The following is a 16,389-nucleotide window of genomic DNA, read 5'->3' as shown; positions in this document are numbered from 1 at the left end:
TGTTCTTGGGCATCGACTCTTCGCGTAAACGCTCATCGCGGCGCAACCTGATCATCAGAAATCATCCCGTTCGGCGTACGCACCGTTGAACAGGAACTGCAACGTCGACGGCGCATTGAACTGCACTTCGGTGTTCGGCTGGTACGGCACATAGGCGTTGTCGGTGACCAGGAATGGTGCGCGGTACCACGATCCGCCGTATTGCTTCGTCGGCATATTCGGCAGGCCCCGACAGTTCGGACCGCCGGAGGCGTTCACTATCGGTAGGCTCTCCGGGTAGGTGTAGGCCGGCGCGCCGGGCAGGAAGTTGGAGTCCACGAACAAACCGGGCCGGATGCCACCGATCACCGGTGCGAACCTGTCGACGCCGATCGCGATGCCCTGCAACAGACAGCCGAACTCAGGAGAGTAATCACCCAGCACCTTGAACGGCGCCCGCAATCGCTTGATCGCGGCGATGTAGTCGTCGGCGGCCGGCGCCAGTGTCGCGGTGCCGTTCTCGGCGAATCCGGTGGCGGCCAGCAGTGCGGCGTTGAGGTTGTCCTGTTCGTCGACGATGGTCTTGGACAGCCTGGGCGCGTTGTCCAGGACGGTGGCCAGGTCGGCACCGGCGTCGCCGTAGATATTGGCGACCACGCCGGCCTTGGCGATATCGGACTGCAGGGTCGGCAATTTCGGATTGAGCTGCGCCAGATACGAGTTCAGCCCGGCCATGGTGGCGCCCAGGTCATCACCGTGACCGCGTAGACCTTCGCCCAGGGCGGTCAGCGTGGCGTTCAGGTTGATCGGGTCGATCTTGTGCAGCAGGTCGGTCAGGGTCTGGAACAGCGTGTTGACTTCCAACTGCACACTGCTGGCCTCGATGTTCGCACCCGGCTGCAATGTCGTCTTCTTCGGATCCTGCGGGGGCAGGAATTCGACCGACTTGGCACCGAAAACCGTTGTCCCGCCGATCTTCACCAACGCGTTGGACGGGATGAAACGCATCTGGTTGCGGTCGATGTCCAGGGTCAGCTTGGCCTGCTCGCCGGTGAAGGCGATATTGGTGACCTTGCCGATCTGAATGCCGCGATACTTGACCTTCGCGTCGGTCTCCATCACCAGGCCGGCCCGCTGTGACGTCACAGTGACGGTGTCGGTCTTGGTGAAGGCGGCGGTATAGGAGAGATAGGTGAACACCACCGCGGCGACCACGATCGCGGCGAGGATCGCAGCGGCGATCCTGACATGACTGCGCTTGGCACTTCCGGAGGACACTGGCGGCCTACCCGGAGAGGTTGAAGTTGCCGGACGCGCCGTAGACGGCGAGTGAGATGAACAGCGTGATGGTCACGACGACGATCAGTGAGGTGCGCACGGCTTGGCCCACCGCGATACCCACACCCACCGGACCACCGGAAGCGTTGTACCCGTAGTACGTGTGCACCAGCATCACGGCGATCGACATGACGATCGCCTGCAGGAACGACCACAGCAGGTCGGTCGGGATCAGGAACGTATTGAAGTAGTGGTCGTACAGACCCGCGGACTGACCGTTGATGAACACCGTGGTGAACCGTGCGGCGAAGAACGCGGCCAGGACCGACAGTGAATACAACGGGATGATGGCGATGAGTCCGGCGATCAACCGGGTGGACACCAGATACGAGACGGCATGCACCGCCATGGCTTCCACCGCGTCGATCTCCTCGGCGACACGCATCGCGCCGAGCTGCGCGGTGGTGCCGGCGCCGATCGTGGCGGCCAAGGCGATACCGGCGATCACCGGCGCCACGATGCGCACATTCAGGAAGGCCGACAGGAAGCCGGTGAGGGCCTCGATACCGATATTGCCCAGCGAGGAGTAACCCTGCACGGCGATGACGCCGCCGGAGGCCAGGGTCAGGAACGCCGCGACGCCGACGGTGCCGCCGATCATCACCAGAGCGCCTGCGCCCATGGTCATCTCGGCGACCAGTCGGATGGTCTCTTTGCGGTAGCGGGTCAGTGCGTTGGGGATGTAACGCATCGTCTCGCCGTAGAACAACGCCTGCTCGCCGATGTTGTCGACAGTTCTGGGCACGCCGCGGAAGAACCGGCGCACGCGCAAGGTCACGTCATAACTCATCGGTGGGCCGCCTCACCGCTCCAGGACCCGGACGCCGACAGCGGTCAGGATGACATTGATGACGAAGAGGCAGATGAAGGCGTAGACGACCGTCTCGTTGACGGCAATGCCCACGCCCTTGGGTCCGCCCTGCACGGTGAGCCCGCGATAGCAGCCGACCAGACCGGCCATCAGACCGAACAGGACGGCCTTGAACATGGCGAGCACCAACTCACCCAATCCGGTCAGGATCGTCAGCCCGTTGATGAAGGCTCCGGGATTCACGCCCTGCAGGAATACCGAGAACACGTAGCCACCCGCGAGGCCGATCGCGCAGACCAGACCGTTGAGCAGCAAGGCCACGAAGGTGGAGGCCAGCACCCGCGGGACCACCAGCCGCTGGATCGGATCGATACCGAGCACTCGCATCGCGTCGATCTCTTCACGGATGGTGCGCGCACCCAGATCCGCGCAGATCGCGGTGGCGCCGGCACCGGCGACGACGAGCACCGTCACCACCGGGCCGAGCTGCGTGATGGTGCCGAACGCCGTGCCGGCTCCGGACAGATCGGCCGCGCCGATCTCACGCAGCAGGATGTTGAGCGTGAAGGCCACCAGCACGGTGAACGGGATGGATACCAACAACGTCGGGACCAGCGAGACGCGAGCGATCATCCAGGTCTGGTCGAGGAACTCGCGGAACTGAAACGGCCGCTGGAACATCTTGACGAAGGTGTCGATGGTCATCTCGAAGAATCCACCCACGGCCCGCGCCGGAGCCGCAAGCTGTTCGATCAACCTCGGCTCCGTTCTCGGTGAGGGGCGCGAAACACCCGCGTTGGCGAAGAGCCCGAATATAACGGGAATCTGTTCGCTCCGGCGGCCTTTCCACCCCTGGTCTACACGCTTGGCTTAGTGAGCGGGCTCATAGTAACTAGAACACGTTCACAGTGTCAAAGAACCGCAATCTTCACCAAAACTTCTTATTTATGCAGGTCAAGGACCGTGTGACCGATATCATTTTAGAACGTGTTCTAATCCTCACAGGCCCCATGAATATGGAATTCTCAAATCTAAGAACCCATAAGCGCAGTTGCCGAGAATCCCGTTTCCAGATCCCTCTCAGCAAAGAAACCGCCCAGCGCCGAGCTCAGCGCGGCCGGGTCCCAGGCATCGCCGGTGGCCTCGAAGCGCTGCGCGACCGTCGGCGCGGCCACCAACGTGACCGTCGGGCCGTAGACGATGAACAGCTGTCCATTCACCGCATCGGACGCCGGCGAGGACAGATACGTCACCAGCGTCACCACGTGTTCGGGCGAGAGCGCGTCGACCTGGCCGTCGGACAGCTCCGGAGCGTCGCCGAACACATCGGCGGTCATCGCCGTGCGGGCCCGCGGCGCGATGGCATTGGCCCGCACACCGTAGCGACCCAGGCCGCGCGCGGCCGTGAGCGTCAGCGCCGTGATGCCGGCCTTGGCGGCACCGTAGTTGGCCTGCCCCACCGGGCCCGCCAGCCCGGCCTCCGACGAGGTGTTGACGATCCGCCCGTACACCCGGCCGTCCGCCGAGTCCTTTGCCTTGGCCCGCCAGTAGGTGGCCGCGTTCCGGGTCAGCAGGAAGTGTCCGCGCAGGTGCACGGCGATCACCGCGTCCCAGTCCTCGTCGGACATGTTGAACAGCATCTTGTCCCGGGTGATACCGGCGTTGTTCACGACGATGCTCAAGCCGCCGAGGCCGTCCGCGGTCGACACCAGTTCGTCGGCGGTGCTGCGGGCGCTGATGTCACCGGCAACGGCCACGCCCTTGGCGCCGGCCCCGGCGATCTCGTCGAGCACATCCGATTTGTCCAGCGCGGCGGCGATGTCGTTGACCACGACGGTGGCGCCCGCACGGGCCAGACCCACGGCTTCCGCGCGGCCCAGACCGGCCGCGGCACCGGTCACGACGGCGACCTTTCCGGACAGGTCGAGCGCGGCGGTGTTGTCAGCGGATATCGAAGATGTTTCGGCCAATTTATGAATACCTCTAGTCTTTTCGGATCAGGGCTGCGCGCGGGCACTCGGCGACGGCTTGTTCGGCCAGGTCCTCCTGGTCGGCCGGCACCGGGTCGGCCTTGATCACCGCATAGTCGTCGTCATCCAGATCAAACAGGTCGGGGGCGATACCGACGCAAACCGCGTTGCCTTCACAACGATCGCGGTCGACTTCCACACGCATGACAACCTCCTCGGGCTCTTCATATCCATGCTCGGCTCAACTTCGCCAATGTGCCGGCTAACCATACCGCCCTGGACCTCGAGACTAGAACGTGTTACAACCGGTTGGGAAAAAGGTGCCGTTGAGCACCTTCGATACAACACGGCATGCCAGCGCCGCCCGATAGTGAGGATGTCAAGATGCGGATCGGTTACACCGCCGAGCAGGAGGAGTTGCGCCGCGAACTGCGGTCGTACTTCACCAAACTGATGACACCCGAGCGAGCCGAGGCGCTGGCCGCCAGCGACGGCGAGATGGGCCGCGGCAACGTCTATCGCGAAACCGTGTCCCAGATGGGCAAGGACGGCTGGCTGACGCTGAACTGGCCCAAGGAGTACGGGGGCCAGGCCCGGACACCCATGGAGAGCCTCATCTTCAACGACGAGGCCGCCATCGCCAATGTCCCGGTCCCGTTCCTCACCATCAACAGCGTCGCACCGACGATCATGCACTTCGGCACCGAGGAGCAGAAGAAGTTCTTCCTGCCCAAGATCGCCGCCGGTGATCTGCACTTCTCCATCGGCTACTCCGAGCCGGGCGCGGGCACCGACCTGGCGTCCCTGCGCACCACGGCCGTGCACGACGGCGACGACTACGTCATCAACGGCCAGAAGATGTGGACCAGCCTCATCGCCTACGCCGACTATGTGTGGCTGGCCGTGCGCACCAACCCCGAGGCGAAGAAGCACCGCGGGATCTCGATGCTGATCGTCCCCACCACCGCCGAGGGCTTCTCCTGGACGCCGGTACACACGATGTCCGGTGTCGACACCAGCGCCACCTACTACCAGGACGTCCGCGTTCCCAAGACGGCGCTCGTCGGCGAGGAGAACGCCGGCTGGAAGCTCGTCACCAACCAGCTCAACCACGAACGCGTCGCCCTGGTATCGGCGCAGCCGATCTTTGTGGCGCTCAACGGCGTTCGCGAGTGGGCACAGAACACCAAAGATGTGCACGGCAAGCGGCTGATCGACTCGGAGTGGGTGCAGCTGAACCTGGCCCGCGTGCACGCCAAGGCCGAGGTGCTCAAGCTGATCAACTGGGAGCTCGCCTCCGCCGATGATGTCGCCCCCTCCCCCGCCGACGCCTCGGCGGCCAAGGTGTACGGCACCGAGCTGGCCACCGAGGCCTACCGCCTGCTCATGGAGGTGCTCGGCACCTCGGCGACGCTGCGGACCGGATCACCGGGGGCGCTACTGCGCGGGCGGGTGGAGCGGCTGCACCGCTCCTGCCTCATCCTGACCTTCGGCGGTGGTACCAACGAGATCCAGCGCGACATCATCGGCATGGTCGCACTCGGCCTCCCACGAGTGAATCGATAACGGAGGAGATTTCACATGGATTTTTCTGCAACCGAGGCATCACTCGATCTGGGCGGCTTGGTCCGCACCATCACCGAATCGGTGTGCACGCCCGAACACCAGCGTGTCCTCGACGGACTCGACCAGCGGTTCGACCGCGACCTGTGGGCCAAGCTGATCGACGCCGACATCCTCTCCACCGCTGCACCGGAGTCGGTGGGCGGCGGCGGATTCGGTGTGCTGGAACAGACCGCCGTGCTGACCGCGCTCGGCCGCCAACTGGCAGCGGTGCCCTATCTGGAATCCTCGGTGCTCGCCGGGGGGGCGTTGGCCAGATACGGGTCCGAGACGCTGCGACAGGATTGGGCGGTACCCGCCATCAACGGCGCCAAGATCGTCACCGTCGCCCTCGACGGTGAGATGGGGCAGGGCCCGGTGCAGGCCACCGCTGAAGGCACTGACGGACCCGGATTCCGGCTGACCGGAACGCGCACCCAGGTGAGCTACGGCCCGGTGGCCGACGCCTTCCTGGTGCCCGCCGAGACGCCGTCCGGGGTGGAGGTTTTCCTGATCACCGCCACCGATCCCGGCGTCACGGTGAGCACATTGGACACCACCGGTCACGGCGCCATGGGCCATCTGGAACTCGACGGCACGGGTGTGGATGCCTCCCGTGTCATCGGCGGCCGAGAGGTCCTCGACTGGCTGACCGTGCACACTGCGCTGGGCCGCACCGCGTTCCAGCTCGGGGTGCTGGAGCGCGCACTGGAACTCACCGCCGTCTATGCGCGCGAACGTGAGCAGTTCGACCGGCCGATCGGCAGCTTCCAGGCCGTGTCCGCGCGGTTGGCCGACGGCTACATCGACGTCAAGGCGCTGCGGTCCACGCTGACCCAGGCCGCGTGGCGGCTCTCCGAGGACCTCCCCGCAGATATCGACGTGGCCAGCGCCGCCTTCTGGGCCGCCGACGCGGGACACCGGGTCGCACACACCACGGTGCACGTGCACGGTGGTGTCGGCATCGACATGGATCACCCGATCCACCGCTACTTCCTGGCCGCCAAGCAGACCGAGTTCGCGCTCGGCGGAGCGACCGGGCAGCTGCTGCGGATCGGCCGCGAACTGGCCGACACCCCGGTCTAGATGGCCGACACCGTTGGCGCGTTATTGGCGCCATTGGTCGGCGTCACCGACCGCGGCGTGCACTACGGCGACGAGTTCACCAGCTGGCAGGACCACATCGCCGCCGGGGCTGCGCTGGCGGCCGCGTTGCGGGCCCGACTGGACGCGGACCGGCCGCCGCATATCGGTGTGCTGCTGGGCAATACGCCGTTCTTCTCCAGTGTGCTGGTGGCGGCGGCGCTGTCCGGGCTGGTGCCGGTCGGGCTCAACCCGACCCGGCGCGGGGCGGCACTGGCGGGCGACATCGCCCGCGCGGACTGTCAGCTGGTGCTCGCCGACTCGGGCGCCGAGGTGCCGGACGGGGTCGAGTTCATCGACGTCGAATCCGCGCAGTGGGCCGCCGAACTCGCCGGCCATGCCGGCGCCGCGGTGACCTTCGCCGAGCTGTCCCCGGACGACCTGTTCATGCTGATCTTCACCTCGGGGACCAGCGGTGACCCCAAGGCCGTTCGAGTCACCCAGGACAAGGTGGTTTTCCCCGGAAGGATGCTGGCACAGCGGTTCGGGCTGGGACCCGCGGACACGTGCTACCTGTCCATGCCGTTGTTCCATTCCAACGCGATCATGGCCGGCTGGTCGGTGGCCGTGGCGGCGGGGGCTTCGATCGCGTTGCGGCGCAAGTTCTCCGCCTCTCAGTTCCTCCCGGATGTCCGCCGGTACGGTGCCACCTACGCCAACTACGTCGGCAAGCCCCTGTCCTATATCCTCACCACCCCACCGCAGCCTGACGATGCCGACAATCCGCTGAAGTTCCTGTACGGCAATGAGGGTGCGCCGCGGGATCTGGTGCGCTTCGCCGATCGGTTCGGCGTGCGGGTGGTCGACGGATTCGGCTCCACCGAAGGCGGTGTGGCGATCGCGCGCACCCCGGAGACCCCCGAAGGGTCCCTGGGCCCGCTCACCGATGAGGTGGCCATCGTCGACGTGGAAACCGGGCAACCGTGCCCGCCCGGAGTGGTCGGGGAGATCGTGAATCCGACTGGTGCCGGTTGGTTTCGCGGCTATTACAACTCACCCGAGGCCCAGACCGAACGGATGGCGGGCGGGGTCTACCACTCCGGGGACCTCGCCTACCGGGACGAGGCGAACTTCGTGTACTTCGCGGGGCGCCTGGGCGATTGGATGCGAGTGGACGGTGAGAACCTGGGCACCGCGCCGATCGAACAGATTCTGCTGCGCCACCCCGATATCGCCGAGGCGGCCGTCTATCCGATCCCGGACCCCGCGGTGGGCGACCGGGTGATGGCCGCGGTGGTGCCAGTCCCCGGCGCTGCGTTCGATGTCGAACGGTTCGCGATGTTCTTGGCCGAACAACCCGATCTCGGCCCCAAACAATGGCCGTCTTTCGTCAGGGTCAGCACCGCACTGCCACGTACCGAGACGTTCAAGGTGCTCAAGCGCGAACTCTCGGCCGAGGCCACCGACTGCGCCGATCCGGTGCACACCGTCGAACGGCCAGCGCTGCGCGGTTAGCCCGTCGCCGCTATTGGAGACCTCCGAGAACGGCTGGGATGCGCTGTGCCGCGATACGGATCAATGCCCTGGCCCCTGATTTCTCCATGCCCGAAGGATTGGCCAGAATGGCATCACCGGAACGCCTGAAATTGCCGAACTGATGTCCCTTTGGGGCGCCCCGGCAATGTCGATGAAATGGCCGGAGCCGCGGTATTCCTGGCGTATTATCTGTCGAGCTACGTGACGGGGCGGACCATTCATGCCGACGGCGGCACTCACGCCGCCGGTGGCTGGTATCGGCACCCTGAAACCGGTTCGTACACGCTGGGTCCGGGCTGACTGCGGGCAATCATCGTATGAGGATTTGCTGGCCGCGGTAAGACTTTCTCCACCTCGAATTCGAGTAGTTCTACTCAGCACGGCGAACGCCGCGCTGAGCTACGCTTCCGATCGGAAATGCATGGCGGTGACCTTTGCCGTAATTGCACCGGAAGACTTCGACCTCCGAGGAGTTATGTCATGAGAGCATCTGCGCTCACCGGTTTGGCGGCCGCGGCCACCGCCCTGGCCGTGGTCCTTTCCGGCTGCGGCTCGGACACCAAGACCGCCGCGAGCAGTAGCGAGAAGACCACCGCGTCGTCGTCGGAGAAGACGTCGACCAGTAAGTCCGAGACCCCCACCAAGAAGCCGAAGGTCGCGCCGCGCGACGAGGATGCGGCCGGGCCGAACGAGACCATCGCCGGCTACATCAAGGCGAACAACATCCAGGAGACTCCCGTGCACCGGGGCGATCCCGGCTCACCGACCATCGACCTGCCGCTGCCCGAGGGCTGGGAATCCGCCGGCACCGACACCCCGGACTGGGCCTACGGAGCGATCGTCTACACCGGCCCCGAGGCCGCCGAGTACACCCCGAGCGTCGTCGCGATCGTGTCGAAGCTGACGGGCAACGTCGATCCGCAGAAGATCCTCGATCTGGCTCCGGGCGAACTGCAGAACCTCTCCGGTTACGAGCCACTCAACGAGGGCGCGGCCAGCACACTCGGCGAATACCCCGCCTTCCAACTGGGCGGCACCTGGGTCCAGGACGGCCAGAAGAAGATCGTCGCGCAGAAGACGGTCGTCATCCCCGGCAGCGACGGCCTCTATGTGCTGCAGCTCAATGCCGACGGTCTCGAGGACCAGGTGGACATCGTGGGCGCGGCGACCGACGCCATCGACTCGGGAACCACCATCACGCCCTGACCTGAACGACGACAACGCCTCCACGGGTACGCCCGTGGAGGCGTTGTCATGTTCATCACCGCAGGTCAGGATGACCCGCGGCGGCTTCGTGAACAAATCGGACGGGCACCCTGGTCGATACCGCAGGTACCGGGTAGGTTTGCCCTAGCCGTTTAGTTACTCACCAGTAAGGGAGAGTCGACCATGCCCGCTCCATCCGCCGCGGACTTCGCTCGTCTGCGCACGCTGGTCGCCATCGACGATGTTGACGCGCGCCCGTCCAAGCCGATCGACGAGGTGTTCACCGGCAGGGCACTCACCACCATCCCGGTCGGCAATGCCGACGACGTCGCCGCCGCGTTCGCCAAAGCCCGTGCCGCGCAGGCCAAATGGGCCCAGCGCCCGGTTGCTGAGCGGTCCGCGGTCATCGAACGGTTCCGCGATCTGGTGATCGCCAACCGCGATTTCCTGATGGATGTCGCGCAGGCCGAAACCGGAAAAGCCCGCTCGGCCGCTCAGGAAGAGATCGTCGACATGATCCTCAACGCGCGTTACTACGCGCGGGAGGCGGTCAAGCTGCTGGGCACCAAGCGGGTGCAGGGCCTGTTGCCCGGCCTCGTCAAAACTGTGGTCAACCACCACCCCAAGGGCGTCATCGGTGTCATCTCGCCGTGGAACTACCCGATGGCGCTGTCCATCTCCGACTCGATCCCCGCGTTGCTGGCGGGCAACGCCGTGGTGGTCAAACCCGACAGCCAGACTCCCTACTGCACACTGGCCAACGCCGAACTGCTGTACCAGGCCGGGCTACCGCGCGACCTGTTCGCCGTCGTGCCCGGGCCCGGGTCGGTGGTCGGCACCGCGATCGTGGCCCACTGCGACTACCTGATGTTCACCGGTTCCACCTCCACCGGGCGGACGCTGGCCGAACAGTGCGGCAGCCGGCTCATCGGCTTCTCCGCCGAGCTCGGCGGCAAGAACCCGATGATCGTGACCAAGGGCGCCAACCTCGACGTCGCCGCCAAGGCCGCCACCCGGGCGTGTTTCTCCAACGCCGGGCAGCTGTGCATCTCGATCGAACGGATCTATGTCGAACGTTCCGTCGCCGACGAGTTCGCCGCCAAGTTCGCCAAGCAGGTCAAGGCGATGAAGCTCTCCACCGCCTACGATTTCAGCGCAGATATGGGCAGCCTGATCTCCGAGGACCAGATCAAGACGGTGTCCGGACACGTCGATGACGCGAAAGCCAAGGGCGCCAAGGTGATCGCCGGTGGCAACGCCCGCCCCGACATCGGCCCGCTGTTCTTCGAACCGACCGTGCTCACCGATGTCAACGACGAGATGGAGTGCGGCCGCAACGAGACCTTCGGGCCCTTGGTGTCCATCTACCCCGTCGACTCGGTGGATGAGGCGATCGCCAAGGCCAACGACACCGAGTACGGGCTGAATGCCAGTGTGTGGGCGGGCAGCAAGGCCGAGGGTGAGGCGATCGCGGCCCGGCTGCAGGCCGGCACCGTCAACGTCGACGAGGGCTACGCCCTGGCCTTCGGCAGCACCGCTGCGCCGATGGGCGGGATGAAGGCCTCCGGGGTGGGGCGCAGGCACGGCGCCGACGGCATTCTCAAATACACCGAGTCCCAAACGGTGTCCACCGCGCGGGTGATCAATCTCGATCCGCCGCTGGGCATTCCGTCGGCCTGGTGGCAGAGGGCACTCACCCCGATGATCCAGGCGGTGCAGAAGCTGCCCGGCCGGTGATCCCTTCCGCGCCCAAACGCACGTTTGGGCGCGGAAGGGCGGGTAGATCACGCCATTGCGTCGATCTCGGCGGTTAGGACCCGGCGATATCGTCCAACCGCTTCGTGGCCTGCTCGAATCCCGCCACCAGCTCGGCGATGATGTCGGCGACGGGGCGGATCTCGTTCATCCGGCCCACGATCTGGCCCACCGGCATGGACACCGTATCCGGATTGTCCGACTCGTTCATCCGTTGGTGCGCCTCGCTGACCAGGATGTTCTGCAGCGGCATCGGCAGCGGCTCCGGAGCGTCCGGCGCATCCCAGGCATCGGTCCACTTGGTCTTCAGCAACCGGGCCGGCTTGCCCGTGTAGATCTTGCGGCGCACCGTGTCTGCGGTGGTCGCGCGCAGTAGCGCGTCCTGGATGGTCGACGTGCCACCGGGCAACCGGTGACCCAGATCGTATTCGGCCGCAGTCAGGAAGGCCGAGCCCATCCACACGCCCTGGGCGCCGAGCGCCAGCGCGGCCGCCACCTGGCGGCCGGTGCCGATACCGCCGGCGGCCAGGACGGGCGCCCTGCCGTCCAGTGCATCCACGATTTCCGGCCAGAGCACGACGGAACCGATCTCACCGGTATGTCCGCCGGCCTCATGCCCCTGCGCGACGACGATGTCGACACCGTTCTCGACATGGCGCAACGCGTGCTTGGCGCTGCCGGCCAGTGCGGCCACCGGCACGCCGGCCGCGTGCGCCTGCTCGATGACGTCGACAGGTGGCGAGCCCAGCGCATTGGCGATCAGCTTGATCGGATGCTTGAGCGCCACGTCGACATGGCTACGCGCCACCGAATGCAGCCAGCCCAGCACGCCCTCGTTTTTCTCCTCGTCCTCGGGCAGCGGCGGAACACCCAGATCGGCAAGGGTTTTCGCGACGAAGTCGCGGTGGCTCTGCGGGATCAGCTTGTTGATGTCGACGGCCGTGCCCTCGGTGGGGATCTTGGCCGGCATCACGATGTCCACGCCGTACGGCTTGCCGTCGGTATTGGCGTCCATCCACTGCAGGACTTCTTCCAGATCGTCGGCGTCGTTGAACCGTACGCAGCCCAGCACGCCCAGGCCGCCGGCCTTGCTGACCGCTGCGGCCACCTTCTCCGACGGAGTGAACACGAAGATCGGGTATTCGATCCCAAATCGTTCGCAGAGTTCGGTACGCATCTATATTTCCCGTCGCTTCGCTCGCCCTGGCATCATTTCGCTCCTACATGCTTGGCATGCACCTCGTCGGCCGGACGCTCTTCGGTGGTGTCCTTGGCCCACCGGTAGTCGGGCTTACCCGCCGGGGACCGCTTCACCTCGTCGACCAGCCAAAGACTGCGCGGCACTTTGTATCCCGCGATCTCACTGCGGACGAACTCATCCAGCGAGGCGAGCGTCGGCCGGGTCCCTTCGCGCGGCTGCACCACGGCCGCCACGTGATTGCCGAAGCGTTCGTCGGGCACGCCGACCACCAGCGCGTCGAACACATCCGGATGGCCCTTGAGCGCTGCCTCCACCTCTTCGGGGTAGATCTTCTCGCCGCCACTGTTGATCGACACCGAGCCGCGCCCCAGCATGGTCACGCTGCCGTCGGCCTCGACGGTGGCGTAGTCACCCGGGATCGCGTACCGCACACCGTTGATGGTCCGGAACGTCTCGGCGGTCTTCTTCTCGTCCTTGAAGTAGCCGACCGGGATGTGACCGCGCTTGGCGAGGATGCCGCGCACCCCGGATCCGGGGACCACCGGGTTGCCGTCCTCGTCGAGCACCGCGGTGTTCTTGTCGATGGTGACCCGCGGTCCACCGGTGTGCGACTGCCCCTTGGCCACCACGCTGGTGCCGCCGAAGCCGGTCTCCGAAGAGCCGATCGAGTCGGTGATGACGCGGTTGGGCAGCAGCTCCAGGAACTTCTCCTTGAGGCTGGTGGAGAACAGGGCCGCGGTGCTGGCCAACAGGAACAGGCTGGACAGGTCGTAGGTGTTGCCCTCCTCCTGATGTGCGAGCAACGCATCCAGCAGCGGCCGGGCCATCGCGTCACCGGTGAAGAACAGCAGGTTCACCTTGTGCTCGTGGATGGCCCGCCACACCTCGTCGGCGTCGAACTCCGGCACCAGCAGCACCGTACCGCCGGAGAACAGCGCCATCCACGTGGCGGACTGGGTGGCGCCGTGGATCATCGGCGGAATCGGGTAACGCACCATGGGACCGCTGGTGGCGGCCTGCTTGGACAGGTCGTATTCGTCGGCCAGGGGTTCACCGGTGGCGAAGTCGGTGCCGCCCAGCAGCACTCGGTAGATGTCCTCGTGGCGCCACATCACGCCCTTGGGGAAGCCGGTGGTGCCGCCGGTGTAGAGCAGGTAGATATCGTCCGCGCTGCGCGGTCCGAAGTCGCGTTCCGGGGAGTGCTCGGCAATGGCGGAGTAGAACTCGACACCGCCGTATCTGAGGAAGTCCTCAGCTGGACCTTCTGTGCCATCTTCTACGACCAGCACGGTCTTGATATTCGGTGTCTCGGGCAGCACGTTGGCGACCCGGTCGGCGTAGCGCCGCTCGTGCACCAGCGCGACCATGTCGGAGTTGTCGAACAGGTACTTCAGCTCACCCTCGACATAGCGGAAGTTGACGTTCACCAGGATCGCGCCGGCCTTGACGATGCCCAGCATCGCGATGACGATCTCGATGCGATTGCGGCAGTACAGGCCGACCTTGTCGTCCTTCTGGATGCCCTGCGACTGGAGGTAGTGGGCGAAGCGGTTCGCCTTCTCCTCCAGCTGGGCATAGGTGAGTTGATCGTCCGCACTGATGAGGGCGACACGGTCCGGCACAGCGTCGATGGCGTGCTCGGCAAGATCGGCGATATTCAGGGCCACGGAACCTAAACTAGAACGTGTTACATTTCGTGACAAGTCTGGGGTTGTCGAGCAGAGAGGCTGGGACGGGTGACGGAGAGCGAAAAGGGGCCTGACGCCCTCATTGAGCAGCGCGGACACACGTTGATCGTGACGCTCAACCGCCCGGAGGCGCGCAATGCCCTTTCTGGCGAGATGCTCTCGATCATGGTCGAGGCGTGGGACCGCGTCGACAGCGATCCGGAGATCCGCACGTGCATCTTGACCGGCGCGGGCGGTTACTTCTGCGCGGGTATGGACCTCAAAGGCGCCACCAAGAAGCCGCCGGGCGACTCGTTCAAGGACGGCAGCTACGACCCGTCGCGCATCGACGGTCTGCTCAAGGGCCGCCGGCTCACCAAGCCGCTGATCGCCGCCGTCGAAGGGCCGGCCATCGCGGGCGGGACCGAGATTCTGCAGGGCACCGATATCCGCGTCGCCGGCGAGAGCGCCAAGTTCGGGATCTCGGAGGCCAAGTGGAGCCTCTACCCGATGGGCGGTTCGGCGGTGCGCCTGGTACGCCAGATCCCGTACACCATTGCGTGCGACATGCTCTTGACCGGACGGCACATCACCGCCCAACAGGCGCTGGACTACGGACTCATCGGTTACGTGGTGCCCGACGGCACCGCACTCGACAAGGCCCTGGAGATCGCCGAGGTGATCAACAACAACGGGCCGCTGGCCGTGCAGGCCATCCTCAAAACCATCCGCGACACCGAGGGTATGCACGAGCTGGACGCCTTCAAACCCGATACCGCCAACGGCATCCCGGTGTTCCTCTCCGAGGACGCCAAGGAAGGTCCACTGGCGTTCAAGGAGAAGCGGGCACCTCAGTTCAAGATGCGCTGACCCCGGTCCTCGGCTGTCGGCAGGAACGCGTCCCCCTGCTCCCGGTCGAGGTAGGTGGTGGCCTTGTTCTTGAGGACGAACAGGTACACCGCCAGCGACAACGCGATGCAGACCGTGACGTAGCCGATGAACAGGGGAACCTGGTCGCGGGCCTTGAGCGCCTGATAGATCAGCGGCGCGGTGCCGCCGAACGCCGAATTCGCCAGTGCATATCCGACTCCCACGCCGAGTGCCCGCACGCGGGCGGGGAACAGTTCGGATTTCACCAGGGCGTTGATCGACGTGTAGCCGGTGAGGATCACGTAGCCGACGGCGACCAGCAGGAACGACAGCAGCGGTGAATGCGTCTGCGGCAGATAGGTGTACAGCACGTAGGTGTACACCACACCGCCGAAGCCGAAGAACAGCAGCAGCGGCTTGCGTCCCACCCTGTCGCTGATGATGCCACCGACGGGCTGCAGCAGCATCAGGAAGATCAGACTGATCAGGTTGATCCAGGTGGCCGTCATCGCCTCGTTCTTGTAGGTGGCCTTGACGATGGCCGGGGCATTCACGCTGTAGGCGTAGAACGCCACGGTGCCGCCGAGAGTGATCAGGAAGCACAGCAGCAGCGGCCGCCAGTAGCGCGTGAGCAGTACCCGGATGGACCCGGCGCCCGTGTCCTTGCCCTCCCTGATCGCCTCCAGTTGCTCGGCGGACAGGGATTCATCCATGGTGCGCCGCAGCCAGAACACCACGATCGCGGCCGCACCGCCGACGGCGAACCCGATGCGCCAACCGAATTCGTGCACCTGCTCGGTGCTCAACGTGGTCAGGATGATCAGCAGGGTGAACTGAGCGAGCACATGACCGCCCACCAGCGTGACGTACTGGAACGACGAGAAGAAGCCGCGCCGCCCCCGCGTCGCGGCCTCCGACATGTAGGTCGCCGAGGTGCCGTACTCACCACCGGTGGCGAAACCCTGCACCAGCCGGCACAGGATCAGCACGATGGGAGCGGCGACGCCGATGGTCTCCCGGCCGGGCACCACCGCGATCACCAGGGAGCACAGGGCCATCAGCGAGACGCTGATGGTCAGCGCGGCGCGCCGGCCCCGCCGGTCGGCGAACCTGCCGAAGAACCACGAGCCCAGCGGCCTGGTGAGGAACGTGACCGCGAAGATCGCGTAGACGTAGATCGTCGAATTCTGGTCTGCCGGATCGAAGAACTGCTTCTCGAAGTACGTCGCGAAGACGGTGTAAACGTAGACGTCGTACCACTCGACGAGGTTGCCCGACGATCCCCTGATGGTGTTCCAGATGGCGCGGCGGGTGTCCGCCCTCGATGTGGTCATACCCCATCTTTAGCGTGCACACGTGCCCACAGTGCCG

At 65.5% G+C, this 16,389-nt stretch carries 15 protein-coding genes; 7 read left to right on the top strand and 8 right to left on the bottom strand.

Features of this window, described 5'->3' with window-relative positions; genetic code table 11:
* Positions 1 to 54: 54 nt before the first annotated feature.
* From QN239_RS05485 to QN239_RS05465, 5 genes are all read right to left on the bottom strand, one after another.
* Positions 55 to 1,257 carry an MCE family protein gene (locus QN239_RS05485; RefSeq protein WP_499008536.1) on the bottom strand — a complete coding sequence of 401 codons (1,203 nt, stop codon included), beginning with the start codon at positions 1,255 to 1,257 and terminating at the stop codon, positions 55 to 57.
* A 7-nt stretch (positions 1,258 to 1,264) separates the two neighbouring features.
* On the bottom strand, positions 1,265 to 2,107 hold the full coding sequence (locus QN239_RS05480) for an MlaE family ABC transporter permease (protein WP_499008535.1): 843 nt from the start codon (positions 2,105 to 2,107) through the stop codon (positions 1,265 to 1,267).
* A gap of 12 nt (positions 2,108 to 2,119) precedes the next feature.
* The gene (locus QN239_RS05475; protein WP_167163221.1) at positions 2,120 to 2,884 is read right to left on the bottom strand and encodes an MlaE family ABC transporter permease; all 765 of its coding nucleotides are present in this window, start codon (positions 2,882 to 2,884) and stop codon (positions 2,120 to 2,122) included.
* A 275-nt stretch (positions 2,885 to 3,159) separates the two neighbouring features.
* Positions 3,160 to 4,098 carry a 3-oxoacyl-ACP reductase gene (locus tag QN239_RS05470; RefSeq protein WP_499008533.1) on the bottom strand — a complete coding sequence of 313 codons (939 nt, stop codon included), beginning with the start codon at positions 4,096 to 4,098 and terminating at the stop codon, positions 3,160 to 3,162.
* 13 nt (positions 4,099 to 4,111) lie between these two features.
* A complete protein-coding gene (locus tag QN239_RS05465; protein WP_090354353.1) occupies positions 4,112 to 4,303 on the bottom strand; it encodes a ferredoxin in 192 nt (63 codons plus the stop codon).
* Positions 4,304 to 4,482: 179 nt separating this feature from the next.
* Between QN239_RS05465 and QN239_RS05460 the strand changes: the two genes are divergently transcribed.
* From QN239_RS05460 to QN239_RS05435, 6 genes are all read left to right on the top strand, one after another.
* Complete coding sequence (locus tag QN239_RS05460) at positions 4,483 to 5,664, top strand: acyl-CoA dehydrogenase family protein (protein WP_499008531.1); 1,182 nt, start codon at positions 4,483 to 4,485, stop codon at positions 5,662 to 5,664.
* 15 nt (positions 5,665 to 5,679) lie between these two features.
* A complete protein-coding gene (locus QN239_RS05455; RefSeq protein ID WP_499008529.1) occupies positions 5,680 to 6,786 on the top strand; it encodes an acyl-CoA dehydrogenase family protein in 1,107 nt (368 codons plus the stop codon).
* Positions 6,787 to 8,298 (top strand): long-chain-fatty-acid--CoA ligase FadD17, encoded by a 1,512-nt coding sequence (fadD17, locus tag QN239_RS05450; protein WP_499008528.1) that lies wholly within the window; start codon positions 6,787 to 6,789, stop codon positions 8,296 to 8,298.
* A gap of 177 nt (positions 8,299 to 8,475) precedes the next feature.
* Positions 8,476 to 8,619, top strand: a complete 144-nt coding sequence (locus tag QN239_RS05445) for a hypothetical protein (RefSeq protein WP_499008527.1) — start codon at positions 8,476 to 8,478, stop codon at positions 8,617 to 8,619.
* Between the two features lie 180 nt (positions 8,620 to 8,799).
* On the top strand, positions 8,800 to 9,525 hold the full coding sequence (lpqN, locus tag QN239_RS05440) for an envelope biogenesis lipoprotein LpqN (RefSeq protein WP_499008526.1): 726 nt from the start codon (positions 8,800 to 8,802) through the stop codon (positions 9,523 to 9,525).
* Between the two features lie 183 nt (positions 9,526 to 9,708).
* Complete coding sequence (locus QN239_RS05435) at positions 9,709 to 11,262, top strand: succinic semialdehyde dehydrogenase (protein ID WP_499008524.1); 1,554 nt, start codon at positions 9,709 to 9,711, stop codon at positions 11,260 to 11,262.
* A 73-nt stretch (positions 11,263 to 11,335) separates the two neighbouring features.
* On the opposite strand, the gene QN239_RS05430 is transcribed toward QN239_RS05435, so the two are convergent.
* Both QN239_RS05430 and QN239_RS05425 read right to left on the bottom strand, forming a co-directional pair.
* Entirely contained in the window at positions 11,336 to 12,457 is a 1,122-nt protein-coding gene (locus tag QN239_RS05430) for an NAD(P)H-dependent flavin oxidoreductase (RefSeq protein ID WP_499008523.1), read from the bottom strand.
* Between the two features lie 32 nt (positions 12,458 to 12,489).
* Entirely contained in the window at positions 12,490 to 14,148 is a 1,659-nt protein-coding gene (locus QN239_RS05425; protein WP_499008522.1) for a medium/long-chain-fatty-acid--CoA/3-oxocholest-4-en-26-oate--CoA ligase, read from the bottom strand.
* 69 nt (positions 14,149 to 14,217) lie between these two features.
* Between QN239_RS05425 and QN239_RS05420 the strand changes: the two genes are divergently transcribed.
* A complete protein-coding gene (locus QN239_RS05420; RefSeq protein WP_090354341.1) occupies positions 14,218 to 15,018 on the top strand; it encodes a crotonase/enoyl-CoA hydratase family protein in 801 nt (266 codons plus the stop codon).
* Here the strand turns inward: QN239_RS05420 and QN239_RS05415 are convergent.
* Positions 15,000 to 16,352 carry an MFS transporter gene (locus QN239_RS05415; RefSeq protein WP_499008520.1) on the bottom strand — a complete coding sequence of 451 codons (1,353 nt, stop codon included), beginning with the start codon at positions 16,350 to 16,352 and terminating at the stop codon, positions 15,000 to 15,002. The two genes, QN239_RS05420 and QN239_RS05415, sit on opposite strands and share 19 nt — an antisense overlap.
* Positions 16,353 to 16,389: the final 37 nt, after the last annotated feature.

The sequence above is a fragment of the Mycolicibacterium sp. Y3 genome (assembly GCF_051188035.1).
GTDB lineage: Bacteria > Actinomycetota > Actinomycetes > Mycobacteriales > Mycobacteriaceae > Mycobacterium > Mycobacterium fluoranthenivorans.
This window is presented reverse-complemented; position numbering and strand designations above follow the sequence as displayed.

Excerpts from the sequence above, each read along its gene's own strand:
- QN239_RS05455 (WP_499008529.1), top strand. The coding sequence starts at position 5,680 with ATGGATTTTTCTGCAACCGAGGCATCACTCGATCTGGGCGGCTTGGTC.
- QN239_RS05445 (WP_499008527.1), top strand. The coding sequence starts at position 8,476 with ATGGCCGGAGCCGCGGTATTCCTGGCGTATTATCTGTCGAGCTACGTG.
- QN239_RS05435 (WP_499008524.1), top strand. The coding sequence starts at position 9,709 with ATGCCCGCTCCATCCGCCGCGGACTTCGCTCGTCTGCGCACGCTGGTC.
- QN239_RS05480 (WP_499008535.1), bottom strand. The coding sequence starts at position 2,107 with ATGAGTTATGACGTGACCTTGCGCGTGCGCCGGTTCTTCCGCGGCGTG.
- QN239_RS05465 (WP_090354353.1), bottom strand. The coding sequence starts at position 4,303 with ATGCGTGTGGAAGTCGACCGCGATCGTTGTGAAGGCAACGCGGTTTGC.
- QN239_RS05430 (WP_499008523.1), bottom strand. The coding sequence starts at position 12,457 with ATGCGTACCGAACTCTGCGAACGATTTGGGATCGAATACCCGATCTTC.
- QN239_RS05415 (WP_499008520.1), bottom strand. The coding sequence starts at position 16,352 with ATGACCACATCGAGGGCGGACACCCGCCGCGCCATCTGGAACACCATC.
- fadD17 (WP_499008528.1), top strand. The coding sequence starts at position 6,787 with ATGGCCGACACCGTTGGCGCGTTATTGGCGCCATTGGTCGGCGTCACC.
- QN239_RS05460 (WP_499008531.1), top strand. The coding sequence starts at position 4,483 with ATGCGGATCGGTTACACCGCCGAGCAGGAGGAGTTGCGCCGCGAACTG.
- lpqN (WP_499008526.1), top strand. The coding sequence starts at position 8,800 with ATGAGAGCATCTGCGCTCACCGGTTTGGCGGCCGCGGCCACCGCCCTG.